Genomic DNA, 26,282 nt, shown 5'->3' on the forward strand with positions numbered 1-26,282 from the left:
TTGCCATAAAATAAGCCGGGAACCACGAATCCTGGCTTAACTGGAGAGGTTTACTGCAAACATAAGAAAGGCCGTAGCGTAAATACGCCACGGCATACCGGCAGAGGCAAAAGTATTTTCCTCTTCCTATTTGTTATCTTTTGCTTCCATTAATGAGCCAAGGCAATGTTTTAACTTCTCAACTTCCACTTCACCACAAATTATCACGACAATACTATCCTTAATTTCAATGCGGCAATTGCGGCAATCGCATTCCTCTTCTTTTTTCTCTACGAAGCCCATTTTGAATTCCCTCCTCTCGGGGATGGATTTCCTGACCGGTCTTAAAATATAATATGTCATATGGGTTATTATGGTTAACGTTACCGTGGAGAATATTACCATGTAAAATATTACCCACAAATTCAACCAACAATACCCAACGCAAAAATGTAAAATCTCCAAAAAAATCAAGGCCTCCGGGGATCGCCCCGGGAGGCCATTTTGTGTTTTTTAGCCATTTTAGCCCGACGTTAATTTTACTACTACTAATTTAGTAATCATCAAGACGATTAACGGCTTTTTGCTTATTCGGCATGAGTGAGAATATTGTTATACTTGCCTTAACTGGGGTCGGCCTCATCAAATGACAAGTTTGTGACCTTGGTAAATTCACCTTTTTTAATCTCTTCTTTGCTGGCACTCTTCTCCAGTATCCCTTTAGATCCAGGTGCTAAGGTTGGTTCTTTCTTCTTTTGTTTTACTCTTTTCATTGATACACCTCCGCTACAATATCATCTCCGGTTCAAGGATTTTTATTTTGTAAAAATGATTTTATCTCGCCGTTATTCTCCCTTCATCCACTACTCGACGATAAAATTGCAGTAGATGTAATGGCTGAGGCTAATTAGTCAATTTTGGCGATTTCTTGAATTTTTCCCGCCGAGATAGACAGTTCTTGCATAGCGGCGGAAATCTCTTGTGTAGCTGCCGCCTGTTCCTCGCTTAAAGCAGCGGTATTAATAACTTTTTCATCCATTAATAATGCTTTCTCGTTTATTGTAGCAAGAATGTTTTTAATTTCCTTGACTCCCTGTGTGCTTTTCACCGACATTTTGCGAATTTCATCCGCTACTACAGAGAAACCTTTGCCGTGTTCTCCGGCTCTTGCCGCTTCTATGGCAGCGCTAAGACCCAGTAGGTTGGAAGTATTAGCAACCTCATTAATAAATCCTAAAATCGTGTCAGTCTTCTTGACCTGAGTAATCACTTCTTCTACCTGAGTTTTAAGGATGTCTTGACTATTAGCCAGTTGCTGAGCGGAAGAAGCAAGTTCCTCTATCGTGGCTGAAGTCTGTTGCGTTGAAGATGCTACCGCTTGGGCTATATTTGCCGCCTCGTCCTTGCTCTTTAAACCGAGACCGAGGAATATGGCGCCAATTACATTGCCTTTTTTATCTTTCAGGGGTATGCTTCTGGATTTGAAAGATACGCCATAAACCTCTTTATCTAATACTACCTCAGTAACCTTGCCCGTATTTATGGCCTTATACATACCGCCACCCTCGGGAATTGGCTTTCCGGCCAAGTCACCTAAGTCTATTTCATGACTTGGGAGATAATAGATATATTTCTCCTTGTCCGATATTCCAATCATGCAGTCGATTGGGAGCATTCCTTGGATTATTGGAGCAATTTTAACTAATGATTCCAGGACGTTATCTTCTGATAACAACATTTTCTGCCACCACACCTTTTTATATGCTTTTATTAGTCCTCTTAACATTACATAATACTACAAAATAAAACATAATACGACAAATTTATTTATAGATAAAGGTGAGCCTCATGAACAAGAAATTCAATACCGTTAAGCTGTTTTTTAAAGTCCGATCTCGGGGACGCCGGAAGGAAGCGGAGGAAGGCGTTTGATCCAATGAATAATTGTGAGTAATAATGGTGGTAACTGTTTCCACAGATTATCATATTATAAAATGAGGTGATAACCTGTGTTGTATGCAAGTAGATACCTGCGTATCATGGATCCTTTAATGGAGGGACCCGATGTCCAGTATGTGCAAAAGCGGCTAAAAGAGCTGGGTTTTTATACGGGTCCGGCTAACGGCGTATATAGTCCGGAAACCCGGGATGCTGTTATCAGGGCACAGCAAAATTTTGGCTTAACCGCGGACGGTGTTGTTGGCCCGGACACGTATAATGCTCTTGGGCTTAGTCCGAAGGACGATGTTACAGTTGCGCCTGAATATGTTATTATTATCGATACCCGTACATTACAGTTATCTTTGCGCCAGTTTGGGCGAGAAATAGGGGTTTTCCCGGTGGCTGTAGGTACTCCTAACACCCCTACGCCCCTGGGGGACTGGAAGATTATACAAAAGACTAAAAACCCGGGCGGTCCCTTCGGGGTGCGGTGGATGAGATTAAACTGTCCATGGGGAGGCTACGGCATTCACGGTACTGATAACGAGGCCTCTATTGGTAGTGCCGCCAGTCATGGGTGTATCCGCATGAGGAATGACGACATTACCCGAATATATGAACTTGTACCGCTTGGAACCAGGGTAAAAATAACAGGTGATGCTTTTACGGGAAGGCTTCTGCGTATAGGCGTGGAACCTGGTTCAGATGTATTGCGTGTCCAGCAAATTTTGCAAATGCTTGGCTATTATCGCGGCGATCTGGACGGTTTTTACGGTCCGGCTACGGAATCGGCTGTAGTTCAATTTCAGCGGGCTCAAGGACTGAGTCCAGACGGAATCGTTGGTCCCCTGACCTATGATCGGCTGCAACTGGCGAATGATTTGGTACTTGGAGATAGAAGACCATAAAATAATATGGGTATTCAGAAAACAGGCTTTTTTATTAAACCCCGCGCGCCATTGAGCAGGGTTGCGAAGGGGAGAGTAAAGCCAACAGATTGTGATTACTCGCTATTTATAGTTTTAGATGAGGCAATGAATTATTGCATAAAATTGTTAGTTCACATGTTTATCGCCTATTTCATATTATGTAGAAAATAAAATCGGGAGCAATCTATAGGGCTGAATATCCAACTGAAGAAGCATGTGGCACAGGTTGGTTGGTTTTGGAGAAAACACAAATAGTAGGATATCTTTGTAACCACCGGTTTTAAAATGTGTCGGTGGTTATAAATTTTTGATTTATGGCTACGGCTTGAAGTTGTAATTTAACGGTATAAAACTACCTTCGGAGGTAATTGACATGGTCCGATCCGCTTTCCGGGAACTTGTTGTCGGAGTCGATGCAAAAGTTCCACTTCATAATGGCAACTGGGTTACTTCAATTAATATGGATAATGCCGCTACCACACCGCCATTTGTCCAGGCTTTGCAAGAAATTATCCAGTTTGCGCCTATGTATTCTTCTGTTCATCGAGGGGCAGGATATAAGTCCAGGCTTTCAACTGAATTATATGAAAATTCAAGATTGGCAATAGCGAACTTTGTTAAGGCGGACCTTAATCATGACACTGTAATTTTCTTAAGGAATACGACTGAAGCAATAAATAAATTATCTTATCGACTTTGTGATGACACTAAGAAAAGTGTAATTTTGTCTACATGTATGGAACACCATTCTAATGATCTTCCCTGGAGAAATAAGCATCATGTTGATTATATAGAAATAGATAATGATGGAAGACTATGCCTTGATGATTTAGTCAATAAATTGAAAAAATATAAGCGCTCTGTAAAATTAGTAGCAGTCACCGGAGCTTCGAATGTCACAGGATATGTCAATCCCATTTATGAAATAGCGGAAATAGCCCATCAGTATAATGCAAAAATATTCGTAGACGGAGCTCAACTAGTTCCACACGCTCAAATTGACATGAAACCTTTCAATTCACCCCGGCATATTGATTACCTGGCATTTTCCGGCCATAAGATGTATGCGCCGTTTGGAACAGGGGTATTGATCGGCCCTAAAGAAACTTTTATGAATGGCGCCCCAGAATATACCGGAGGTGGTACTGTACGGACTGTTACCCATACTAACGTGGTATGGGACGATCCACCTAATAAAGAAGAAGCAGGTACGCCAAATTTAATGGGAGTGCTCAGTTTGCAAGCCGCGGTTAAAACATTGAGTATGATAGGTATGCAGAATATCAGTAATTATGAATTAGGGTTATGGAAAAACACTATAGATAACTTTAAAAATATACCCGGTCTACAGCTCTATAGTGATACAAATCCCGACAAACCCCGGATAGGAATCATTTCCTTTAATCTCGAAGGGATTCATCATACTTTGGTAGCTGACATCCTGGCAGGAGAAACCGGTATAGCAGTCCGTAGCGGGTGCTTTTGCGCACAGCCATATGTCCGGGAACTATTAAAGATTTCCGAAAAAAAAGAATCATGTATAAGAGAGCATCGCACCCACAGCCGTCCGCTCAGCCGTCCTCTTAACCGCCCGGGTATGATCAGGGTTAGTTTTGGGTTGTACAATGACTTTGATGAAATTAGTGTTTTAGTTCAAGCGCTTCATCACATAGTAAACAATAAAGAACGTTATATCCAAAAATACATGGCTATATAAAAGGGCATAACCCATTACAACCACCGTTCTAATGTGTTTGTAATGGGTTATTAATGTAACATATTAATTTTCTAAAACATAAGTTGTTTTAAAGTTTTTTTCTCCGGGAGAGTGATCATTAAATGCCTTTTGAACAATTAGGCGGTTTCTGTGAGATAATATTTTTTGGGGTTTTCGCTTTTTTGGCAATAACTATAGGCAAATTGCCAAATAATTTTACCCAGTTGTTAGCCTTGTTTATAGTAATAATTATTACCTGGCTGGTAATCCAATAATAACAAAGCCCCCACCTTGGGCAGTGGGGGAACAGGCGGCGGAACATTGGGAAAATAGTTTCCTTGATTATACTGCTTTCACATTATCAAATACTTCTTGGACACATTTCCGGCATACTATTTTACCTTGATAACTCTGGACATCTATGGTGGTGCCGCAAAAAGTACAAGTTGGCTCGTATTTCCTTAATATTATCTTGTCGAATTCAGTATAAATCTCTATTGGGTTCTTCTCGTCAATACCCATGATGCGCCTGATTTCTGCGGGAATAACCACTCTTCCGAGGTCGTCTATTTTTCTGACCAGGCCCGTTGCTTTCAATATTACATTCCTCCCCTTTTTTCGACAAAATATTACATTGATATTATACCAGATGATACCATTGAAAGTAAATACTTCTGAAATAATTGTTTAAAAATTATTCAGTTAACAATATGTCCCTAATATTTGCTAACCTTGTATTATAGGGTATATTTGTAAACTTGCTTCATGTGTGAATTTGTAGTATTCTTCAAGGGATCACCACAACTGGTAAAGGCCGGTGATTAGTAACGAATAAAATACGGGGTGATTCTTTTGAAATTTTTCGTTAATATCGATGGCGGCAGCCGCGGCAACCCGGGGAATGCGGCTGCGGCAATGGTTATTACTAACGAGGCGGGTCAGGTCCTTGCCACAAAAAGCAAGTTCCTTGGGAATAAGTTAACCAATAATTATGCTGAGTGGAGCGCTTTGGAAGGGGCGGTAGCAGCGCTGGTTCATTTGGCCCGCCAGCATGGAAACATCGAAGCTGAAGTGAGGTCAGACAGTGAATTAATAGTACGCCAGTTTAATCGTAAATATAAAATTAAGGCCCCTGAACTATATGAGATTGCCAGGCGCGTATGGGAAAATCTTGCCGATAATCCCAATCTCAAAGTTACCTTGAGCTATGTGCCAAGAGAGGAAAATAAGCTGGCTGACGCGGCGGTCAACCGTGAACTTGATAATTACCGTTTATAGTATAAAATTTTGTTTAAATAAGGGAGAAATAAATTTTGCTTGGCAACAGAATAGAAGGGAAGTATTTGAGCTGTCTAGAATTAATTATATACATTAAAATAAGGAGGCGCCTATATGGAAATTTTTAAAAAGGTTAGTGAGAGCGCCAAGACGCTAACTGAAGGGGCTAAAACAATAAGTAAAAAATCAAGTGACCTTGTGGGTGCGGCTAAGTTAAAGTTTGAGATAAGCAAGTTGGAAAAGGAGATGGAAAACAACATATCAGCTCTGGGTAAACTGGTTTATCTGCAATATAAAGGCGAGCGAGAACTTGATGATGAGGTGGAACGTCTTCTTGTAAGCACAAAAGCGCTGGAGGATGATATCGCTGAATATGAAGCGCAGATGGCAAAACTTATGCCGAAACCGGTGATATGTTCCAAGTGCCAGACGGAACTGCCCGCCGCCGCTAAATTTTGCTTTATTTGCGGTACTAAGGTTATTTCAGAATAACCCAACCGAGTCAACCAATAGCAATTGTGGGGAAAAAATTAAATGTTCAAAAATAAACATTTTAATGCTATTTTAACAAAATTCCTACTAATAATTACAATATTTGGATTAATTATGCCGGTAATGGGTAACATCACTACCTTGACGGCTGTGATCGCAGCAATGGTTTTGACTTTGGCGGCCTATTTTATTGCCGATTTGATAGTTTTACCGCAGTATGGGAATCGCTTGGCAGTTTTATCTGATGTTGTTATAACCGTGGTAGTTGCCTGGGAAGTGGTACGGTCAGTGGAAAAAGTCTATCTTCCAGTCCCTGGTCTGATAATTATTGCCGTGTTAGTTGGGCTTGGTGAATGGTACTACCATGTTCGTTATCTGGCCAGGTTGATATATAAAGGGAAAATTAAACCTTAATAGGATAATAGAATGTCAATATTTGTGATATGGCCAGGCATTCTAATGACTGATATAATTGTTAAATAAAGCCGAATCCCCGATATATTACGGGGTACGGGGGACAAAATTTTTTGGGGTGAATCCGGATTAACCGCGAGCGGTTATAAAGGTAGGGTGCCCTCTACCCGAACCCTTCAGCTAACCCCGAAGGCGGAGGAGGGATTTTATTGATTTTTGTTTTTCGTCTCTTGGTAGGTTTTTTATTATTGTTGGGGGTGTATGCAGTACCGGCTATCGCTGATGCCGCTGTTCACGATGTTTTGCCCGGGGAAAGTCTTTATTCTATCAGTTTGGATTACGGTATCTCGTTAGATTCCCTGAAGGAAGCCAATGGAATCCAGGACTCTCTTATTTACCCGGGGCAGCAGCTTAATATCCCGGAAAGCAACTATAGTGGTGAAGGCTCTTATTACACCGTCAGGGAGGGAGACAGCCTTTATTCGATTAGCCAGATGTTTGGTGTGGGCTATCAGAATATTATGCAGGCCAATGGCCTGAGAGACACCATGATCTACGCGGGCATGGTTCTGGCAATTCCCGGGGCTGGCGCTACTGTGAAAAAATCTGTTTCCGGGGTGAGCCGGGGAAGCAATTTCCGGAGGCCGTCACTCGCTGATGTTGACCTTTTGGCCCGTTTAATTACGGCTGAGGCGGACGGTGAACCGTATGCGGGGAAGGTGGCGGTTGGCGCTGTTGTTTTGAACCGGTTAAACAGCGATTGTTTTCCAAAATCTATTGAAGATGTTATCTATCAATACAATGATGGTACCTACCAGTTCGAGCCGGTCATGAACGGATGGATCGACAACCCCGCAAGTTTTCAATCCATCCAGGCGGCAAAGGATGCGTTGAGCGGGGTGGACCCGACCAACGGGGCGCTTTATTTCTTTGCCGGAAATAAGGTCAATAATAACTGGCTGTGGTCCAGACCTGTGAGCACGGTTATTGGAAATGTTGTTTTTACTTATTAATAGCTGTTTTTTAACTGCTTAGTACAATTACAGCGAACACCCATACCAACTAAAGTCCGGTTAGCCGGGCTTTATTTTTACTAAGGAATTGTGGATGGTGACACAATTGACAATCTGCGATAATTTGACATATACTGATCCCACCACTGATAAAATAAGCCCACAATTGAACGGGGGATATTAATGCGAGTCGGGGTAGATATTGACGGCGTTTTGGCAGACAGCCTGCCTTTATGGGTTCGGGAACTTAATCGTTATTTTAATAAAAACAAGCAGGTTGAAGAGATTCATCTGTATAATATTATTCAGACTTTTGAGATCACAGCAACTGAATTAAAAGCGTTTATTGAACAAAAGGGCCGGTTTTTAATGTCCGCCGCCTGCCCTGTAAAAGGCGCCGCGCATTATCTGAGTATGATCAAAAAATATCATCATATTTGTATCGTTACGGCTCGAAGAGAAGCGTATAAACAGGAAACACAGGCTTGGCTGCGGCGGCATGGTATGCTTTACGATGAGTTAGTGCTCCTCGGAAGTTACAAGAAAGATGAAACTTGCCTGGAAAAAGGGCTGGATGTAATGGTAGAGGACACGCTTGAGGTTGGCCTGGAGTTAAGCGCGGCGGGAATACCGGTCATATTGATGGACGCTCCATACAACCGGGGGAATTTACCGGGACTAATTTACCGCAAACACTCATGGTTTGAAATATACAGGGCTCTGGTGATAGAATCACAGCAGTTGATGACTTCGTGTAATAATAAATTTGATCTGACAGATTGCAAGTGATTTGATATTTTAACGTTGTAAGTACAAGTGACGGGAGGTTTTTCCGTTGAGCGAAATGTCTGACGCAATCAGACTGTATTACCGCGGGGAAATATTTGAGTCTGAAAAAATATTAAAATCAATTATAAAGGAAGATCCTGAAAATATTAACGCCTTAGTCAGGTATGCTACCGTCCTGGAGGAACTTGGGAAGGATGAAAAGGCCGGGGAGATCTACCTGAGGCTTGCCGCCCTCTATCAGAAAGAGACTTGCTATGAGGAATGTCTGGGAGTATTGGAAAAAGCTTCGTCCAAACTCCCGCAGGCTGAACTGGCGCCGTTAAAGGGTACATGCCTTTATCGTTTGGGCCGTTATGAGGATGCCTTAAGTTGTTTTACGGCCTCTACTAAAACAATCCAAAATTTATTTTATACCGGTAAGATTTATTTTGCTTTAAATCAATATGACAACGCATTAAAAATATTCCGTGAAATAATGTCCTTGGCAAACAACAACAACGATACTTTTCAGGCCTTTTATTGGGTGGGAAAATCTTTGTATGCTTCAGGAAACTTCAGTGAAGCGATTTCATGCTTTGAGAGTTATCTTTCCATTTATCAAGGTGAAACGCATGTTTTTCTCGATCTTGCTATTTGCTACCTTAATTCTGATCGTTTGGCAGAGGCTGAAAATAACATCCTTAAATATAAAGAACTAGACGGTAACATTAATTTAGCCAACTTGTATTTAGGTATTGTGAATTACCGCAAGGGGAATCACAAACAAGCAGTTGAATACCTGGGTGAAACATCATTAAGCGAGCAGTCCTTACATTGGAGAGGTCTTGCATATTATGAGCTTGGTATGTATGAAGATGCCCTGGCATGTTTTTCGGAAGCGACAAAAATAGTATCCAAACCACTCTATTTTAAAATGATGGGGAGTTCACACTTAAAACTGGGCAATTATTTTGAAGCGAAAATTTGTTTCGAAAGAGCCTTAAATGATGATCCCTCAGATGAGGAACTAGGTAAGCTGATTGCAATTACCGGGCATTACTTGGCGAAAGGTGAACTTATTTGAATAATTAAAGCTATAAATAATTACCGGTTATGATAGAGGTTTTTTTCTTCCTTTATTTTTATTATGATCATAGATCTCAAATTTCCCCGAAAAGTTTTCTAAATTATATTCAATTAATGGGGCAGCCTTATTTAAACGCTCCATCTGTTTAACGCGCATCTTGCTAACAGCGTTACCGTATTCATTTCTTCTTCTGTCGACGTGACTTTTATGTTTACTCATAAATTTATTATGTTCAACCGGCAAAAGTTCATTCATCCGGTATGTGTCACGGTTCGGAAATGGATTGGCGGGGTAAGAAATATAATTATTGATAGAATACCAATAGGAGGGAGCGGCCATGTACAAATATAAGATAATCGCGACTATTGTTGAAATACGGGGTGACGGTGTGTGCTCATACGGACATAAGGTAGGCGATAGCTTTGAGTTCTCGGCGATATCTCCGGCCGGGCTGTGCCAGTTTGCCTACGATTCGTTGCGTTCCGCTGTTGCCGCGCTGCTTTATGGCGGTCAGTTCCCCTGGGCTGACAACAGTGATGTCACTACCTGGGCATGTCCCGATCCGGAAAGGCCGGTAATTTTTGAACTGAGGAGGGTGCCGGTTTAAGGAAAGAAGCGATAATAACAACCCTGCCATTATCCAATTAACTGAAATGAGACGTAGGATTTTTTGCGGCAATTGTCGAATACTAGTATCTGATTAAAAAAAAGAGGTGGTTAATATGCCGATATTTGAGTACAAGTGCGGTGAATGTGAAAAAGTATTTGAGGTTCTCCAACTGGCCGGTCAGGAAAAGGGAATCAAGTGCCCTGATTGTGGCGGTTCCAATTTAAAGAAGCTCATCTCGGCTCCTTTTCTTCCTAGTTCTGTCGGGAGACCGGCTAATGATGATTTGGGAAGGTGCTGCAACGGCAATCCCGGTGAAAAAGGGTGCGCGGCTGCCGGTTCCTGCTGCGGACAGGAACTTCAATAATGTTTAAAGGGAAACACCCAGGCCGGCATGAACGGCCTGTTTTATTTATTATGAAAGGTTATTGTTTAAGAAAAAGTTGTTTGACAGATTAAGGATTAAGTGATATAAAAATATTAATTGTGAATTAAATAACTACCTAAATAATAGAACAATAGAAAAAGAATGATATTGTTTGGTTGTTGGTGAGGATGGAGGGGAGGAGTAACTGAGTGAAGACACTTAAGGTGCCGGAAGCAACTATAACAAGATTATCTGTATATTCAAGGTTTTTGGAATATTTAGATCAAAGGGGCATAGTAACCGTTTCGTCGGGGGAAATAGCCCAAGGTGTAGGTGTGAGTCCCGCTCAAGTACGGAAGGATCTGGCGTACTTCGGCGAATTCGGGACGCGTGGAGTGGGTTACAACGTCAAAGACCTGATGCGTTACGTTTTAAAGGTTCTCGGTCTTGACGAACTCTGGCCCCTTGTGCTGGTGGGCGCCGGGAATCTTGGTTTTGCCCTTTGTACGTATAAAGGTTTCAATGATCGTGGTTTCTCAATAGTCGGTGTGTTTGACAACAACCCTGACAAGATAGGTAAAAAAATTGCCGATCTTGAAGTCTATCATCTTGACAGAATGGCAGAGATAATCGCCTTGCACAACGTTAAAGTGGGCATTATCACAGTACCGTCCCACGCTGCGCAGGAAGTAACTGATTTAATGGTGAAAAACGGGTTGCAGGCTATATTAAATTATGCGCCGGTTGTGCTTAATGCCCCGGAAAATATTGAGATACGGAATGTCGATATGTCAACAAGGCTTGAGATCCTTACTTTTAATCTAAGTAAAAAAGATTACAACCCGGTTACATAAATTTTGGACTGTGACATAGTTCTTTTTTCTTAGACTTTCATAGCAGGCAGGTGGAAGACGAGTTTGGGAATTCAAAGTATAGAGGTTTATTCCAAAGAGAGAACACAAATGGTAGATATTACTGCAAAAGTTGAACAAATTATTAAGGGCATTGGGATCAAAGAAGGCATCTGCTATCTCTACACGCCGCATACTACCGCCGGACTTACAATAAATGAAAATGCCGACCCTACTGTGACGGCCGACATTCTAGCAGAATTAAATAAATTAATCCCTTTTTCCGATGGTTACAGGCACAGCGAGGGTAATTCGGCGGCGCATATAAAGTCATCTCTAACCGGCGCTTCACTGTTATTGTTCGTAAGCGGGGGGAGGCTGCTTCTGGGTACCTGGCAGGGTGTTTATTTTTGTGAATTTGACGGTCCGAGGCAAAGGAAAGTGTTGGTTAAAGTTGTCGAAGGATAAATTCAATTAGTCTTTTTTAAAGTAAAGCGTCCTGATTGTCTCAAAATCCCAGCCTTCAAAGAAGTTTACAGCGGCTTGAACTCCAACCCGGTAAAGTTTTTCCTTGAGTTGCGAACTCATTTCAAAATCAGTAGTTTTTATCCCAATAGACGGAATAGATATTGTCCGGACACGGCTTCTGGGATCTAGTTCGTGGATTAGATCATGCGCTTCCAGCATGGTCGATACAATAGCTTTGATCAGATCAAATGGGTTGTTCACCCGTGGGAATAAAGGTTCTTCAGACTCAACAATTTTGAAACCGAAAGTAGGCCAGGGAGGAGTCTCGTCGCTGTCAAAAATCCATACCGGAAAGTTGCTCAACACGCCTCCGTCAATAATGAAGCTTGATATGGTTTGTTTGCCGGGGCTGGTGTATGGCAGTGTGTATGGTTTGTAAAAGAAAGGTAAACCGGAACTCATCCTTACTGCCTTGCTGACTTCCAGATTATCAGGATCTATATTATATTCTTTAATGTCATGGGGTAATTTTAACAGCTTGCGCCTGGTGACGTCGGTAGCTATAATTACCAACTTGTAGCGGAATTTGGGATCGTTTTCATACTCCTTTATGACCAAATCTTTAAATGTGCGGACCCCTTTGGCGTCAAGCTTTTTCCTGACCCAATTTTCCAGGTAATTACCTGCGTACAGCCCGTTTTCAAACCACAAACTCAGCGCCGGCCCGATCAAGGGAATGCGGTTCAGCCAGTACTTGTCTTTTAACATGCCGAAATCAAGGCTGTTGATCAATGTTCTTATTTCATTGGCGGAATAACCCGCTGCCACTAAAGAGGCGACAATTGCGCCGGCGGAAGTGCCGGCCACGTTTACCCAGGTATAACCCCTGCGTTCAGCTTCGGTAAGGGCGCCGAGTATGCCGAACGCTTTAATTCCGCCGCCCTCGAAAACAGCGTCAGCGCGCATCGTCATGATTAATCACCTCCTGATAGAATCATTTTATGGAGAAAAGACAATAACTGACACACAAATAAGTTAACGCCAATCCGTCCACTGTACGGACAAAAAAAGGGCTACCCATTATGGGAGCCCTGATAACCACATCCCATTAAATTTTGAACTGCAGGGAAAGAACATTGAGCCGGTCCACCATGCGCATCAGTTTTTTGGCCAAAGAATCTATATCGTGCAGGCTTTCTGTTTGGAGTTTGGCGTCGCTGCCGGCGCCTGAACTTTTATTGATTGATTTAAGAAGTTCGTCTATAATCCCGCTCTGGCCTTGCCTGATGTCCGCTATGCTTGCGGATTGCCTTTGAGCTGCTGCTGCGATCTCTTCAATGATCTCTTTGCTCTGTAATAGTGATTGTAGAACCTGATCCAGCGTTTCACCGGCTTCCTTCACGGATTCTTGCCCGTCCGCCAGCCTTTTTGTATTTTCGCCCAGCGCGCTTTCCGCCGCTAACCAGCTATTCTGCACTTCCGCCAGTTCCCGGGACATTTGTTTAATCTGTTTTAGCGAGTCTTCAGAAATTCCGTGCAATTCCTCCGCGGCCTGGGTTAATTCACTGTTGCCGGAACGCGCGGCCTGAAGAGCCACCTGTAATGTAAAGGCGTTATTTTTATCAAGTAAATTGGAAAAGTAATCTATTGTTTTACTGAATTTGTTGCTTTTAACTTCCAGATGTTTCAACAAATTCCGGGCATCCATCAGTGACCGGCTTGATTCTGTAATGTTTACGGCAATTTTAGAAATTGCGGAAGCTCCATTTTCTCCAAGCCGGGCTGTTTGGTTCACTTCATGAAGGATTTGGAGAATGCTGTCCATAGCTTGTTTGGACTGTCCGGAAAGTTGTTCATAAAGACCAATCGATTGTTTTAGTATAGCTACTTGTTCTTCCGTGTTTTGTTTTAGTAAATCAAAAGTGTGAGACAGCCTGTTATTGGCGCGGTCGGAGGTTTGAAGCCGCCCGAGGATTTGCTCGGCTGAATTGTTGATATCGAAAGCGCTTGACTTAACTGATTGAATCAGATTGGCCAGGTGTATGCTCATGGTGTTAAATGAAGTTGCCAGATCCCCGAGTTCGTCTTGGTAATGGACCGGTACTTTATAAGAAAAATCACCGGTCGCTAATTTTTCAGTCGCCGCAGTCAGGTCTCTCAGCGGCTTTTTCAGGATACGTTTACTAATAAGCCCGGCCAGTGAAATACCTGCTGCAATCGCAGCCAGGCATATCAGGAGAATACTAAGAATTGTGTTATTTACATGCTTGGTTAGACCTGACATATCGATACCCAAGCGGAAATAGCCCACAGTGCCGGTCGATGTGTTAATCGGAGCGTAGAAGTCCATTATCAACGGTTTGCCGTATTCATTTTTACGTATCTCCATGACATTTGTTTTTGCGGCCAAAGCATTCCTGGTTACTTCGTCATTTAACTTGCCGCCGGTTTGTTTATCGTCGGTATGAGCGATAATTTTACCCCCGGTATCCATGACCATCGCATAGCTGATGTCTTGATATGTGCTTACTGTTTTAACCAGGTTATTGAGAGATTCGGTATTGCCGGCCTGTAGATAGCTTCCGGAGAATTGAAGCGCGCTATTAACGATATTCCATCCTTTGTCCTGGAGTTCCTTATTAAACATTGCATAGTCCCGCAAAAAGACTGTAGCTCCTACCGCAGCTATTAAAAACGTAACCAGCAGGCTTAAGGCTATTGCTATTTTAGTCATAACCGACAGTCTTAGCCTATGAATAAGTGATCCGGTTGCTTCTATTAGTTTCATAATACCGCCTCCTTGAATGTTAGTTGCAGTTGGTGTCCCGCTTTGGAGCCAGTGGCTGCAAGGTGCCCCACCGGTAGTTCAATCACCATGTGAGAACGGGTGATTAACGGGGAAAACCTGAACGGGCCAATGTTTTCTATGGTATGCAAAATAGTCATTTCTTTACTTGCAAAAATAACGTCGATGTTAAAAGACATAAAACACGTGTGGATCGATTTGCATGGTGAAAGGATTAAAGCTTCTCCATGTTTTAAACCAGGGTTGCCGATCAGTCCTTTCAAGCGTTTTTTAAAATTGTCCGCCAGCCAAACGCGATCGGCTAGGACAGTTCCATTGCTTAAATTAACCAGTTGCACTTTTTCACCCCAGTCTGTATTTAATAAATGTTGAGTGTTAAATTGGTTCAGTGATTAATTATTTAGTAAAAATATTAGTAATCTGTATCACCGCTGGTCCCAACAGGATAACGAATATTGCCGGGAAGATAAACAATACCATGGGAATTAATATCTTTACCGGGGCTTTCATAGCCATTTCCTCGGCGCGCTGGCGGCGCTTCAAGCGTATTTGCTCGGATTGTAAGCGTAAAATATTGCCTATGCTGATTCCTAACTGGTCCGCCAGGATCACTGAACCGGTAAAGGTCGACAGGTCGTCTACATCCGCACGTCTGGACATATCCCGCAGCGCTTCAATTCTAGGCCTGCCCATTTTAATTTCTTGGAGCATTACGGTAAATTCCCCGGAAAGCACCCCCTTAGTTTTTTCAACCACCTTCATTAGCGCCCCGTCGAAACCGAGACCGGCTTCCACACTGACAGTAAGCAGATCCAGAACGTCAGGAAGGGTTTTTTCTATTTCCTGCTTACGTGCCGCATCCTTTCTGTTTAAATAAAAATCCGGTAAAAGCCACCCAAGCCCAAGACCGGCACATCCCATTAAAATTACTTGAACCGGGTTTTTGCCAATGATTTCGCTGATCGTCCAGAATAATACGGCAGCACCGCCGGCTGCTAAATACTTGATTACCAGAAGCTCACGCGGCGCGATTTTTTCACTGATACCCGCACTTGTTATTTTTTTGACAAGCATAGCTTCTTTTTCGGCAGGCAGCATCTTTGCCACATGAGAGGATAACTTAACCAGTAATGGTTTTATCATCCTTTGATAAAAGGGTGCCTTTAACTCATACTCCCGTACGGTGGGAGTTCGTTGGCCAACTATTTCTGTTACTCTTTTTTCCACCTCCCGGCGTTCTTTTAAAGAGAAGTTATACAAGACCAGTATGAGCAGAAATGCTTCCACAAAAACAATAGCGATAATAAATGCTAGCAATGGCTACCCCCCTAAACCGGAATTTGTATAATTTTTTTGATTAAACTAAGCCCGAGGATTTGTGCCAGAACTGCGAAGGAAACCATCGTCAGGCCGGTTTTGCTGACAAACAGCGGCTTAATATAAGCAGGATTTAAAAAGTAAATTACAACAGTCAAGAGTATTGGGAGAAGCCCGATAATCAGGCCTGAAATCCTGCCCTGGGCGGTAAGGGTTTTAATTTCCCCTTTGATCCGGATTCTCTCCCTGATTGTGTTGGCGATATTGTCAAGCACCTCCGCCAGATTGCCCCCGACCTGGCGCTGAATCAAAACAGCGGTTACAACCAGTTCAAGGTCATCACTGTTAACCCGCGCGGCCATATTGAGAAGGGCTTCTTCGGTGGGAGTGCCCCAGTTCATTTCCTGAAGCGCAATACCGAATTCTTTGGCGATTGGATCGGGTAATTCGTTACGCACCATGTCCATTGCCTGCAGAAAACTAAATCCTGAGCGCAGGGAGTTTGCCATAATGATCAGGGCATCTCCAATCTGGTTGTTGAACTTACTGAACCTTCTTGTCTTTGCCGCGCGCAATACGAAGTGTGGTAAATAACCCCCTAATGATGCCGTTAAAAGCCCAATCATCAGGTTGCCGCCGGTAAGCAGGGTGAATAACAGACCGCCGCCAAGGGACAAGAGCAGCGTCAGGCCTAAAAACTCTTCACCTTTCAAGGGTATATCAGCTTTTGTCAGCTCGGCGTTTACTTTTTCCGTTATTTTGCGGGCGGTAAAGAGCTTGCCTGCCAACTCCAGAACCTTGCGGCCGGACCTGGATTTACCGTTTTTCTTTTTTACCCCGTCTAACACGCTGCGCATCCTGGCGCCAAATACCCGGTTGATTCGTACTGCTACGATTTCCTGCTCCTTTGCTTTTAACTGTTGAACACCGAGGAAAGACAAAAAAACGGCGAGAAAGGTAAGACACGCTATAGTTGAAAGGTTCAATTAAAAAACCTCCCGGTTAATTAATTTAGAGCATTTCGAGACAATAAAAAATCTTTTATTCTGACTACTGACTACTGACTACTGACTACTGACTACTGAATTAAAGTATAGATGGGTTGAATGTTTCAAAAGGCAGGACGATGCCATAAGCCTCCAACTGCTCAAGGAACTTGGGCCTGATCCCGGTTGCGATATACTTGCCCTTGAGCGCGCCGTCGGGGCCAATGCTCTCTTGTTTAAAAACGTAAACGTCCTGAAGGACGATGACATCCCCTTCCATCCCCTGGACTTCGGTAATATGGGTGATTTTCCGTGATCCATCCCGCATGCGGCTTTGTTGAATAATCAGATTTATGGCGGAAGAGATCTGTTCCCGGATGGCTTTAACCGGCAGTTCCATGCCGGCCATTAAAACCATGGTTTCCAGCCGGGAAAGCATATCCCTGGGCGAATTGGCGTGGCCTGTGGTGAGTGAGCCGTCATGGCCGGTATTCATTGCCTGGAGCATGTCCAACGCTTCTCCGCTGCGCACCTCGCCTACCACTATCCGGTCCGGGCGCATCCGCAGGGCGTTCCGCACCAGATCCCGGATGGTGATGGAACCTTTTCCTTCAATATTGGGCGGGCGGCTTTCCAGGGTAATCAAGTGCTCCTGCCTCAACTGAAGTTCTGCCGCGTCTTCAATCGTTACAATTCTTTCACTATCCGGAATGAACGATGAAAGGATGTTGAGAGTAGTGGTTTTGCCGCTGCCTGTCCCCCCCGAAACCACTATATTGAGTCTTGCCTTGACACAAGCTTCCAGGAATTCGGCGATTTGAGGGGTCAGGGTGCCGAATCGGACCAGATCGTCAATAGTAAGAGGATCCTTAAAAAATTTCCGGATGGTAATGGTCGGGCCGTTCAAAGCCAGGGGGGGGATGATCGCGTTAACTCTTGAACCATCCGGCAAGCGGGCGTCAACCATCGGCATGCTTTCATCTATGCGTCTGCCCAGGGGGGTCACAATTCTTTCAATCACATGCATGATGTGATTATTATTGCGGAAGAAAACATCAGTAAGTTCAATCCTTCCTTTTTTTTCAACGTAAACCTTGCTTGGACCGTTGACCATTACCTCGGTTATTTCGGGATCGTTCAAAAGAGGGGTGATTGGCCCGTAAGCAATAGCGTCGTCGGATATTTCTTTGGCGATGCGCATCCGGTCCAGACGGGGGATGCTTTCTTCTTCTTTATCTAAGATGGCCAGAACTGTCTCCTCAATTTTTACCGCCAGCGCGTCCGGGTTATTTCCATTGTCATTATCCTTATCTATTTCTTTTAATTCTTCGATAATCTTTTTATGAATGTTCATTTTAAGCTGCTCATAAGGATCTTTCGGTTTTAAGGGCTGCTGATCTCCTTGTTTTCCACCTTCCGGCTTGGATGTTTTTTGCTTTTCCAATCTGGCCAATAGTGACATTGCACGATCATCTCCATAAACTCTGGATTATCAAGTAAGAGTTTTGTTTTTTGGGGCTTTTCTTAGAAACTAAAGAATTTGCCGATAAATGACTTTTTAGCGGCGGCTTCAGTGTTGACCCCGGCGGCTGGCATTTCAAATTCCCTGGCAAAGGCCTTGATATTTTGAGTAATTTTGCTGTTAGCCTGAGTCAGCACAAACGGGTGTCCTTTATTGATTGATGACAGCACTGTTTTTTCATCATAAGGCAGAATTGCCACAGGGGATGTATTGAGGCTTTTTTCCAGGTCCGAAATTTTAATGCCATAGTCAAGGGTAGACTGGTTTAAAACCAGTTTGACCTTGCCGGACAAATTCAAAGTGTCCAAAACCTCCAGGTCAGTCTTAACATGCTTAATAGATGGAAGGTCCCGGGTAAAAATCAAAAGAATATCGCTGGCAATTTCTAAGACGCTCAGGTTTAGATCGTTAAAGAGCGGGGAAGTATCAACGATAACTATATCGAAATAGGTTTTTAACAAATTCAGTATTTCTTCCACATGGCCTGCTGTGACGACTTCGGCTTGCTCAGGCCGCGTTGGGGCTGGAAGAATCTTTAGCCCGGACATATGTGGCGCCAGATAGGAATTAACCAGGGAGAATTCCAGCCGGTCCTCTTCCTGCGCCAGTTCAGCAATAGTTCCCTTGGGGGAAAGGTTAAGCATTACCGTCACGTCGCCACCTTGCAGGTCGAAGTCCACCAGCGCCACCTTTTTTTGGGTCTCTTGGGCAAGGCATACGGCCAGATTGCAGGCAAGAGTTGTCCTGCCGACTCCTCCCTTGCTGGAAAAGAACACCACAACTTTTTTGGCCGGAGGGTCAGGTTCCGGCAGGGTTACGTTAACAGGCGGGGTGGCAGAGCGGGCCGCCCGCATTTTATAGGTGTTACTGACGCGCCGGATAGTATCGGCCAGATCACTGGAACTGAAGGGTTTTACCAGGTAGTCCCTGGCGCCCGCGGCCATAGCTTTTTTCAGATACTCCGGTTCACCTTGAATGGAAATGATCACAATAGCGGTATCAGGCATTTGGGTCGAAATCGCTTCGGACGCCATGATCCCGTCCATGCCCGGCATATTGATGTCCATTAATACAACGTCGGGGTGGAGAGTTGCGGCCATCTTCAGGGCTTCATCCCCGCTTTCCGCTTCTCCTACCACCGAGATGTCTTCTTCAAAATAAAGCAAGCGTTTAATATCCTCACGGGTGTTGGCAATGTCGTCGACAACTAGCACACTGGTTGTACTCATAATATGACCTCCTTTAATGAACTAGTTGATTCATTCTGAAAGACGGCAGGTTAATTGTTTCCTGGTCTGTCGCCGGGCGCAGGAGTAGCCGGATGGACCCTTTTTCAGAACAGAGAATCAGGGGTTGAGCCTGCTCGGGCGTTACTGAAAGAGTTATGGTGTGGGCTGGAGCGGCTTTTTTGCTGTCCTGGCTGTTCCCTGCCGCCTGGGTTGTCGACTGATCCGTGGACAGGACGCTGGCGTTTTGGATCAACAGGCTTGTCACGCTGGATTTTTCCTGGCCGACCGCGGCCTGCAGGTCGAATGTTCCCATAACGTCCACCCGGTCACCTGGCTTAACTAAACCAGCAATGCCGGACACTTCGTTAACCGCTATAGTTACTGCCCGCTTGCCTGATTGGAGCAGGAAAGGGAGGCCGTCTGACGCGTCTTTGTCGTTGGCCAACTGGTCCCGAAGGATTTGCTCTCCCGGCCAAATATCCGACTTTGCTGTTTTGCCCAGGACTTCCTTTGAATCAAACGCCGCTCGTTCGTTGATATATTTTACGGGCATATCTTTTAGATCGAACATTTGGGATGTTATTTGGGTTTTTGCCGGTATCCGCTGGCTGGCTACGGCGACTCTGGCAAAATCTCCACTTTCCTGGTAAGTTTTTTTCATGTCTGTCAGGTACATATATATTCCACCGGCTGCAATCAGGCCGGTGACCACGGCCAGAATCAAGATTAGTTTGTTTTTCATTTGGATCACCTCTGATTATTTACTCGATTAGTTTAGCTCCCTGAATACCATAATCTGCCTGACTTGATGACGAATCCCCCTCCACCACCATTTTTATAAAATAACCTTCAATATAGTTTTCATTGCCTTGCGCGGTTACTCTGTCCACCAGGAAAGCGGCGAAGCCGATAATCCTGATTTTTGCGACCTGACCATGATCAATAACGATGGGTTCGTAAACCGGAACAATCAAGATTCTGGGACATCCAGGGTCAAAATTGGAGGGAGTGCATGCGGGTGAGTGATTGCACAGGTCCATCCGGTAATCTATTGCCCGTTTGGTGGGGTTGGACATGTTTCCCGTTTCAGTGTCGATCTCTTCACCCACAGTTAATTTTCCATCATAGCCATATTTTAAGTTGTCCTCATAGTTGCTTGCACCGGTTCCGCCCAGGGAAAGGGCGCCGTATGTACCCGGACCGAGAGGGGATGGTTCGGGACTGTTGGATCCTTGCTTCAGTGTGTACCTGGTGTTGAAATCAAAGGTCTGGTTGGGTATCGCCAAGGGGGCTGCGCCTTTGTAGGAGCTTAATCCCGCCACTCTGGCGGATGCCTGCGCGCTTACTATACCGGAATACAGGCCAAGGACCCTGGCAAAAAAATAATTCACCTGTTTTGTGGCCGACACTGTTATCTGTGTGTCCTGACGGCCGTTATATGCTGAAACCGTTGGCTGGTCAGGGATATAACCGTTCGTAAGGACGTAATTTTCCGCGGTGTTTATCGCCTGGACCGGATTTACCGGCAGTTCCTGCGCCCCGGCCAAGACAGCCGCGTCAACAGCGTTGGAGAGTTTTTGTTTGTTGAGCAAAAGCATTCCGATGTCTGTGACCAGTGCCGTAAAACCCAACAAACCCACCATTCCTGCGGTGATTATAACCATGGCGAAGCCTTTTTGATCACATACAAGATCCCTAAGAAATTTAATAATTCTTATTTTCATTATTTATTCCATCCTCATTACGGTAGTTGCGCTCAGCGGAAAGGGGTTGGGGATGATAGTGTCCAGTACCGGTGTAATCAGGTTTACTGAATAGTCAACCTTTACCGTTAATGGGACACCCCTTGTCCGGGCGCTTTGATTTGGTGTGATGGTTATTTGAGCATCTGTTAAATTCAAAGTTGCCGCGACATCCTTCACTTTTGTGATAATTTCAGAATCAGTCTGACTGGTTATCCCGGCGCGCGCGCCCTCCCTGGAAGCATTTGTGATCAATAGATAGGAGTGAAATATTCTGCCAAATTCCATCGTTCCCATAAGTAATATAATCAGAAGCGGCAGTACCAGCGCCAACTCGACCAGCGCCTGTCCCCGCTTATCCCCGATTAACTCGCCTACCTGGCGCATGAAAATCACCTCACAAAATATGCGATGGCGCTACCTAAGGCAATAGCGGCGCCGTAAGGGATTGTGCTGCTTTGATCAACTTCTGAGTCCGTATGGTAGCTTTGAAAAAAACTAAATCCGACAGTAAACGGGAGAAAAAGTTTTTTTATGGTAAAGAGCAGTTTCTTGTTTCGGACCAGATAGAATATAGCCAGAATACCTCCTGCAATAGCGCCTGCCAGGAAAGTGATAAAGATAAAGGAAGGACCTTTCAACGCCCCGATGGCGGCCAGGAATTTTACGTCACCGGCGCCGATACCACCCATCAAGTGAGGGATGAGAAGTAATGCCAACCCTAGGGATAAACCTTCCAGGCTGAGAATAACTTGGGGCAGCCCACCGGTGTATAAATGGTAGCCTAAAGCCACAAGAACTGCCGGGAGCAGCACAAAGTTATAAATTTTTCGTTTGGCAAGGTCTGTACATAGGCAGGTGACCGTGAGCAGAAAGAAGACAGTGTCGATAAACATGATTAATACCTCTTAAAGTCTGACCCTACTCAAGTTGCCTTAAGTAGGGTCCAGGATATTGACGGAAATTAAGATTACATTTTAGTTGTGCTGCAATTATATAGGCGTAAAATAATTTACTGCGGATTTAGTGCGTTATTTACCTCGCCAAATTTTGTATTTATATTAGTACCTATTGCCGTCAGCGCAATGATTACAGCACATGCTACAAGCGCTAAGATCAACCCATATTCCGCCATGCCCTGCCCTGACTCTTCGAACAAGAAGTTTTTAAACATTTGAATCATTGAACTTTTCCACCTTTCATTTTTTATTTTATTAAAAAAAATAGTTGCATTATTCAGGGAATTTACTTGCTGTATTTTGGTATGATTTTATAATCCCATCCCCTAATAGACTTAACGCTACAACTACTGCCATTGCCACAAAAGCGAGAATCAACCCATACTCCGCCATGCCCTGTCCGGATTCTTCCATAAACAATTTTTTTGTTAATACTATCATCTACCAACCACCTTTCGGGTTGATTTTATTTAATTGGTGTTTCGTAGCGTAATTTTATCATTTGCTTACAAATAATGACATGATTCTGTAGTCTCAATTTATATAACGACAGTAGTCTGAAAAAAAATGGGACTTGTCCATATAGTTTCCCGGGATTAAAAAAAGCGCCTGCGAACAGCGCTTGAACGTATATAATAGTCTTTATCCCACAACTGGTAAACACTGGACCTCTCTGGAAGTGAATCATAAGATCAGTATTTTTCGGCGGAAAATGGTCCTGGGCCGGTGGCACTGAAAACTATGCTTGCGTTGTGATATGTTTTTATGAAAGAATTGATTTTATAAGTCCACAATTTTATTTTTTACCGCCAGGAGAGCGGCTTGGGTCCGGTCAATCACACCCAGCTTTTGAAAAATATTTGTCAGGTGATTCTTTACCGTTTTTTCGCTTATGTATAGCTTTTGGGCAATGCTTCGGTTGCTTTCTCCATGGGCAACCAACCGAAGCACGTCAACTTCCCGTCTGGTTAAACCCTGAGGCAGGTTGTCCTGGGCGTGGCGGGAAGACAGGCGGCTGAATTCGGCAAATATTTTAGTTGTCATGGATGGAGGAATAAAAGATTCACCCCGCGCAACCCCCAAAATGGTTTGCACCAGCAAATCTGAACTGATGTCTTTAAGTACATAGCCTGAGGCACCGGCTTTGATCAGTTCAAAGAGGTACTCTTCTTGGTCATGAATGGTTAGGGCGATTATGCCAATCTCGGGGCATTCGTTTTTAATTATCCGGGTAGCTTCGATACCGTTGACCTTTGGCATGGTGATATCCATGAGGATGATATCCGGCTTGATTTTCATAGCCTGTTCGATGGCTTGCTGACCGTCTTCCGCCTCACCTACCACCTCAATGGCCTCTTCAGTGGATAAGATTTTACGCAATCCTTCACGGACGAGTGTATGGTCATCGGTAATTAATATTTTTACTTTTTTCAAATTTCGTTTCCCTCCGTTTATGTTAAAGTTTTTCAATTATAGTCCACGGGAACCGAAATACCTATTGATGTGCCCCTGCCGGGAGCGGTAGTGATGTTAAATTCTCCTTTGAGAAGCTGAACTCTTTCCCGTATTCCGATTAAGCCGTATCCGTCGCGTTCCCCGTCTGCCATGACTTTATTCAGGTCAAAACCAGTACCGTCATCTTTAACGTAAATGTTAATCTTCTCGGGAAGCATTTCCATTTTAACTATTGCGCTTTTGGCTCGGGCATGTTTTCTTATATTGTTTACCGCTTCCTGGATAATTCTAAAAAGAGCAACTTCAACAGAACTCTCCAGCCGCTTTTGGGGCCCAATGAAAAGAAATTCAATTTGAACACCTAATTGATCATTGTAATCGGAAAGGTATCTCTTTATTGCGGGTGCAAGACCAAGGTCGTCCAGCACCATCGGTCTCAAATCAAATATTATTTTGCGGACATCGGTTAAACTCGAACGAACCAATTCCTGTAGCGCAACCAGTTCGCCGCGGACTTTATCGGGATGCAAGTCCAGCAGCTTCTGACAATAATCCGCTCTCATGACGATATTAGCCATGGATTGTGCCGGACCGTCGTGGATTTCCCGGGCGACTCGTTTGCGTTCTTCTTCCTGGGCTTTAATGATGCTCATAGCCATCTGTTGCGCCTGGTGGACCTCGCCGATTTTGGAGCCGAGGTCCTGCAGACCCCCACCCAGATAGTTCAAGACTACACCTACTTGGGAAACCAGTTTTTCAGCCCGATCAACTGTGGCGTTGAGCCTGCGCAGGCTTGTTTCCAGATGATCCCGCCTGAACCGCAGGAGTTTTTCTTTTTCTTGCATTTTGATTAGTTCAACTTGCAAATCATATGCCTGATCGTAAGCATCCTTAATATCCTTTTCGGTATATCTCTGAAAATCTTTACTTACTTCCATCAATCTGGCCCTGGCTCTTTTTTCGATAAGAGCCTTTTTGTCCACTTGCCTAATAATTTCCGACACTTCTTTTTTAACTTCGTTAAGTTCCTGACTCACCCTGATTAATTCCAAACGGGAATTTTCCGCTATGTCGTAGATCTGGTTTTTGCTTCGTTCTATGGCTTCTAGTGTTTCTTTGACAATACGGTCAAGGGCATTTATGTCAAACACAATGTTCACCTCGTTGCCCTTTTTTTTAAATGTTCTTTTTTGTTCCCCATTTTCCTCCCTACTTGAGAAAAATAATGAAAATTGAAAGCTTTTACATAATTTATGTGGTTTGTGCTAAACTATATCTGTTTGAGAAAATAACAAGGAGTGATTATGTTTGCGAGTTGATGTGGACCAGGAATTATGTATCAGCTGCGGTACGTGTATAGATCTCTGCCCGGAAGTCTTTAAATGGAATGATGATAATAAAGCCAGTTGCGCTACAGCAGAGATACCGGTTGATTTGGAGGAACAAGCGCACGAGGCCGCCGAAAGCTGTCCTACCGAAGCAATTACCGACATTTAATCAGTAGTCGGTAGTCAGGAGTCAGTAGTCAGAATGAGAGAACGAGAGAATGATTTATGTCTCGATTATTCTGGATTCTGACTACTGAATTCTGACTACTTGAATCATTTGACACTTTTTTATCACTTGGCCCGTATATTATTAAAGGTTGGGCCAGTAACGATTGGCAATACGGTTGAGGTTGAAATTGATGGAATCGGCAAGTTGATAAATACTGTAATTGGTTAAATATAGCCATATTTTACCTTAAACCGTTAGCGTGGGACATGAAATGTGATTATGATTGTAAAACTTAAAATTTTGTTGACAAGATAAGATATTATGCTAAAATTGAGTTTGATTGGAATTAGCCAATCCTTATGTTTGATAGGGGGTTAGTTAATTCCAAAATTATTGTCCAAAAGGGAGGCAGATAAATGAAACAATTGGGCCGCCATGTATTGGCTGAGATTTGTGGGTGCGATTTTAACATTCTCAATGACATTGACAAGGTTGAAGAAATCTTGGTAAACGCAGCGCTGGAAGCCGGCGCTGAAGTCAGGGAATGTGTGTTCCATAAGTTCAGCCCTCAGGGGGTAAGCGGTGTTGTGGTTATTTCCGAATCGCACCTCGCTATCCATACCTGGCCGGAACTGGGTTACGCGGCAGTGGACGTGTTCACATGCGGTGAAAAAGTAAATCCCTGGGATGCATGCAACTACCTTAATGATCACTTTTGTGCGAAACATATGACGGCAAAAGAAATAAAACGCGGTGTCATTCCGGAAGCTTACTTAAAGGAAGCTGTAAATCTTTAGGAGGGATATTTATTAGTACCCAGAGTAGTAAAAATTAGAAGGCCTTGCAATAAAGGATATT

The 26,282-nt window shown here is 43.7% G+C and carries 34 protein-coding genes and 1 riboswitch; of the genes, 14 read left to right on the plus strand and 20 right to left on the minus strand.

Going from position 1 to position 26,282, the window contains the following annotated elements; translation table 11 throughout:
* Nucleotides 1-126: 126 nt before the first annotated feature.
* The 3 genes from L7E55_RS00765 to L7E55_RS00775 all read right to left on the minus strand — a co-directional run bounded on the left by L7E55_RS00765 (nt 127) and on the right by L7E55_RS00775 (nt 1,717).
* Nucleotides 127-282, minus strand: a complete 156-nt coding sequence (locus tag L7E55_RS00765; RefSeq protein ID WP_277442043.1) for a hypothetical protein — start codon at nt 280-282, stop codon at nt 127-129.
* A 320-nt stretch (nt 283-602) separates the two neighbouring features.
* Nucleotides 603-752, minus strand: coding sequence for a hypothetical protein (locus tag L7E55_RS00770; RefSeq protein WP_277442044.1), 150 nt, complete (start codon nt 750-752; stop codon nt 603-605).
* Nucleotides 753-886: 134 nt separating this feature from the next.
* Entirely contained in the window at nt 887-1,717 is an 831-nt protein-coding gene (locus L7E55_RS00775) for a methyl-accepting chemotaxis protein (protein ID WP_277442045.1), read from the minus strand.
* Between the two features lie 271 nt (nt 1,718-1,988).
* Between L7E55_RS00775 and L7E55_RS00780 the strand changes: the two genes are divergently transcribed.
* Both L7E55_RS00780 and L7E55_RS00785 read left to right on the plus strand, forming a co-directional pair.
* Complete coding sequence (locus L7E55_RS00780; RefSeq protein WP_277442047.1) at nt 1,989-2,828, plus strand: L,D-transpeptidase family protein; 840 nt, start codon at nt 1,989-1,991, stop codon at nt 2,826-2,828.
* Nucleotides 2,829-3,222: 394 nt separating this feature from the next.
* Nucleotides 3,223-4,566 (plus strand): aminotransferase class V-fold PLP-dependent enzyme, encoded by a 1,344-nt coding sequence (locus tag L7E55_RS00785; RefSeq protein WP_277442048.1) that lies wholly within the window; start codon nt 3,223-3,225, stop codon nt 4,564-4,566.
* Between the two features lie 342 nt (nt 4,567-4,908).
* On the opposite strand, the gene L7E55_RS00790 is transcribed toward L7E55_RS00785, so the two are convergent.
* Nucleotides 4,909-5,163, minus strand: a complete 255-nt coding sequence (locus L7E55_RS00790) for an AbrB/MazE/SpoVT family DNA-binding domain-containing protein (protein WP_277442049.1) — start codon at nt 5,161-5,163, stop codon at nt 4,909-4,911.
* Between the two features lie 255 nt (nt 5,164-5,418).
* Here L7E55_RS00790 and L7E55_RS00795 point away from each other — a divergent pair, with 255 nt between their 5' ends.
* The 6 genes from L7E55_RS00795 to L7E55_RS00820 all read left to right on the plus strand — a co-directional run bounded on the left by L7E55_RS00795 (nt 5,419) and on the right by L7E55_RS00820 (nt 9,615).
* Entirely contained in the window at nt 5,419-5,844 is a 426-nt protein-coding gene (locus L7E55_RS00795; protein WP_277442050.1) for a ribonuclease HI family protein, read from the plus strand.
* Between the two features lie 114 nt (nt 5,845-5,958).
* Nucleotides 5,959-6,336, plus strand: coding sequence for a zinc ribbon domain-containing protein (locus L7E55_RS00800; protein ID WP_277442051.1), 378 nt, complete (start codon nt 5,959-5,961; stop codon nt 6,334-6,336).
* A 42-nt stretch (nt 6,337-6,378) separates the two neighbouring features.
* Complete coding sequence (locus tag L7E55_RS00805; protein ID WP_277442052.1) at nt 6,379-6,750, plus strand: DUF2512 family protein; 372 nt, start codon at nt 6,379-6,381, stop codon at nt 6,748-6,750.
* A gap of 59 nt (nt 6,751-6,809) precedes the next feature.
* Nucleotides 6,810-6,960: riboswitch (cyclic di-AMP (ydaO/yuaA leader) on the plus strand.
* Nucleotides 6,960-7,763: a LysM peptidoglycan-binding domain-containing protein gene (locus L7E55_RS00810; RefSeq protein ID WP_277442053.1), complete on the plus strand. Its 804-nt coding sequence runs from the start codon at nt 6,960-6,962 to the stop codon at nt 7,761-7,763. (Overlaps the previous riboswitch by 1 nt.)
* Before the next feature lie 183 nt (nt 7,764-7,946).
* Complete coding sequence (locus tag L7E55_RS00815) at nt 7,947-8,552, plus strand: 5' nucleotidase, NT5C type (protein ID WP_277442054.1); 606 nt, start codon at nt 7,947-7,949, stop codon at nt 8,550-8,552.
* Between the two features lie 55 nt (nt 8,553-8,607).
* Nucleotides 8,608-9,615, plus strand: a complete 1,008-nt coding sequence (locus L7E55_RS00820) for a tetratricopeptide repeat protein (RefSeq protein WP_277442161.1) — start codon at nt 8,608-8,610, stop codon at nt 9,613-9,615.
* A 27-nt stretch (nt 9,616-9,642) separates the two neighbouring features.
* Here the strand turns inward: L7E55_RS00820 and L7E55_RS00825 are convergent, their stop codons facing one another.
* The gene (locus tag L7E55_RS00825; protein WP_277442055.1) at nt 9,643-9,861 is read right to left on the minus strand and encodes a hypothetical protein; all 219 of its coding nucleotides are present in this window, start codon (nt 9,859-9,861) and stop codon (nt 9,643-9,645) included.
* A gap of 94 nt (nt 9,862-9,955) precedes the next feature.
* Here L7E55_RS00825 and L7E55_RS00830 point away from each other — a divergent pair, with 94 nt between their 5' ends.
* From L7E55_RS00830 to L7E55_RS00845, 4 genes are all read left to right on the plus strand, one after another.
* Nucleotides 9,956-10,225, plus strand: a complete 270-nt coding sequence (locus L7E55_RS00830; RefSeq protein ID WP_277442056.1) for a TIGR04076 family protein — start codon at nt 9,956-9,958, stop codon at nt 10,223-10,225.
* Nucleotides 10,226-10,340: 115 nt separating this feature from the next.
* A complete protein-coding gene (locus tag L7E55_RS00835) occupies nt 10,341-10,592 on the plus strand; it encodes an FmdB family zinc ribbon protein (protein WP_277442057.1) in 252 nt (83 codons plus the stop codon).
* Between the two features lie 209 nt (nt 10,593-10,801).
* Complete coding sequence (locus L7E55_RS00840) at nt 10,802-11,446, plus strand: redox-sensing transcriptional repressor Rex (protein WP_277442058.1); 645 nt, start codon at nt 10,802-10,804, stop codon at nt 11,444-11,446.
* Nucleotides 11,447-11,515: 69 nt separating this feature from the next.
* Nucleotides 11,516-11,911 carry a secondary thiamine-phosphate synthase enzyme YjbQ gene (locus L7E55_RS00845; protein ID WP_420851985.1) on the plus strand — a complete coding sequence of 132 codons (396 nt, stop codon included), beginning with the start codon at nt 11,516-11,518 and terminating at the stop codon, nt 11,909-11,911.
* Nucleotides 11,912-11,917: 6 nt separating this feature from the next.
* On the opposite strand, the gene L7E55_RS00850 is transcribed toward L7E55_RS00845, so the two are convergent.
* The 15 genes from L7E55_RS00850 to L7E55_RS00920 form a co-directional block, all read right to left on the minus strand.
* Nucleotides 11,918-12,883: a patatin-like phospholipase family protein gene (locus L7E55_RS00850; protein WP_277442062.1), complete on the minus strand. Its 966-nt coding sequence runs from the start codon at nt 12,881-12,883 to the stop codon at nt 11,918-11,920.
* 136 nt (nt 12,884-13,019) lie between these two features.
* Nucleotides 13,020-14,699 (minus strand): methyl-accepting chemotaxis protein, encoded by a 1,680-nt coding sequence (locus tag L7E55_RS00855; RefSeq protein WP_277442063.1) that lies wholly within the window; start codon nt 14,697-14,699, stop codon nt 13,020-13,022.
* Complete coding sequence (locus tag L7E55_RS00860) at nt 14,696-15,055, minus strand: DUF192 domain-containing protein (RefSeq protein WP_277442064.1); 360 nt, start codon at nt 15,053-15,055, stop codon at nt 14,696-14,698. The genes L7E55_RS00855 and L7E55_RS00860 overlap by 4 nt, the downstream gene beginning before the upstream one ends.
* Before the next feature lie 58 nt (nt 15,056-15,113).
* A complete protein-coding gene (locus tag L7E55_RS00865; RefSeq protein ID WP_277442065.1) occupies nt 15,114-16,034 on the minus strand; it encodes a type II secretion system F family protein in 921 nt (306 codons plus the stop codon).
* 11 nt (nt 16,035-16,045) lie between these two features.
* Nucleotides 16,046-17,020 carry a type II secretion system F family protein gene (locus L7E55_RS00870; protein WP_277442066.1) on the minus strand — a complete coding sequence of 325 codons (975 nt, stop codon included), beginning with the start codon at nt 17,018-17,020 and terminating at the stop codon, nt 16,046-16,048.
* A 100-nt stretch (nt 17,021-17,120) separates the two neighbouring features.
* The gene (locus tag L7E55_RS00875; protein ID WP_277442067.1) at nt 17,121-18,482 is read right to left on the minus strand and encodes a TadA family conjugal transfer-associated ATPase; all 1,362 of its coding nucleotides are present in this window, start codon (nt 18,480-18,482) and stop codon (nt 17,121-17,123) included.
* Between the two features lie 62 nt (nt 18,483-18,544).
* The gene (locus L7E55_RS00880) at nt 18,545-19,771 is read right to left on the minus strand and encodes a CpaE/TadZ family protein (protein ID WP_277442068.1); all 1,227 of its coding nucleotides are present in this window, start codon (nt 19,769-19,771) and stop codon (nt 18,545-18,547) included.
* A gap of 13 nt (nt 19,772-19,784) precedes the next feature.
* Nucleotides 19,785-20,513 carry a Flp pilus assembly protein CpaB gene (gene cpaB, locus L7E55_RS00885; protein WP_277442069.1) on the minus strand — a complete coding sequence of 243 codons (729 nt, stop codon included), beginning with the start codon at nt 20,511-20,513 and terminating at the stop codon, nt 19,785-19,787.
* A 19-nt stretch (nt 20,514-20,532) separates the two neighbouring features.
* Nucleotides 20,533-21,495, minus strand: a complete 963-nt coding sequence (locus L7E55_RS00890; RefSeq protein WP_277442070.1) for a TadE/TadG family type IV pilus assembly protein — start codon at nt 21,493-21,495, stop codon at nt 20,533-20,535.
* Nucleotides 21,496-21,498: 3 nt separating this feature from the next.
* Complete coding sequence (locus tag L7E55_RS00895) at nt 21,499-21,900, minus strand: TadE/TadG family type IV pilus assembly protein (RefSeq protein WP_277442071.1); 402 nt, start codon at nt 21,898-21,900, stop codon at nt 21,499-21,501.
* Nucleotides 21,901-21,905: 5 nt separating this feature from the next.
* Nucleotides 21,906-22,409 (minus strand): A24 family peptidase, encoded by a 504-nt coding sequence (locus L7E55_RS00900; RefSeq protein ID WP_277442072.1) that lies wholly within the window; start codon nt 22,407-22,409, stop codon nt 21,906-21,908.
* A gap of 116 nt (nt 22,410-22,525) precedes the next feature.
* Nucleotides 22,526-22,696: a Flp family type IVb pilin gene (locus L7E55_RS00905; RefSeq protein ID WP_277442073.1), complete on the minus strand. Its 171-nt coding sequence runs from the start codon at nt 22,694-22,696 to the stop codon at nt 22,526-22,528.
* A 49-nt stretch (nt 22,697-22,745) separates the two neighbouring features.
* A complete protein-coding gene (locus L7E55_RS00910; protein ID WP_277442074.1) occupies nt 22,746-22,913 on the minus strand; it encodes a Flp family type IVb pilin in 168 nt (55 codons plus the stop codon).
* A 339-nt stretch (nt 22,914-23,252) separates the two neighbouring features.
* A complete protein-coding gene (locus L7E55_RS00915; RefSeq protein ID WP_277442075.1) occupies nt 23,253-23,906 on the minus strand; it encodes a response regulator in 654 nt (217 codons plus the stop codon).
* A gap of 32 nt (nt 23,907-23,938) precedes the next feature.
* On the minus strand, nt 23,939-25,078 hold the full coding sequence (locus L7E55_RS00920) for a sensor histidine kinase (RefSeq protein WP_277442076.1): 1,140 nt from the start codon (nt 25,076-25,078) through the stop codon (nt 23,939-23,941).
* A gap of 157 nt (nt 25,079-25,235) precedes the next feature.
* Between L7E55_RS00920 and L7E55_RS00925 the strand changes: the two genes are divergently transcribed.
* Complete coding sequence (locus L7E55_RS00925) at nt 25,236-25,424, plus strand: ferredoxin (protein ID WP_277442077.1); 189 nt, start codon at nt 25,236-25,238, stop codon at nt 25,422-25,424.
* 416 nt (nt 25,425-25,840) lie between these two features.
* On the plus strand, nt 25,841-26,221 hold the full coding sequence (gene speD / locus L7E55_RS00930) for an adenosylmethionine decarboxylase (RefSeq protein WP_277442078.1): 381 nt from the start codon (nt 25,841-25,843) through the stop codon (nt 26,219-26,221).
* Nucleotides 26,222-26,282 lie beyond the last annotated feature (61 nt).

This window comes from Pelotomaculum isophthalicicum JI (assembly GCF_029478095.1).
GTDB lineage: Bacteria > Bacillota > Desulfotomaculia > Desulfotomaculales > Pelotomaculaceae > Pelotomaculum_D > Pelotomaculum_D isophthalicicum.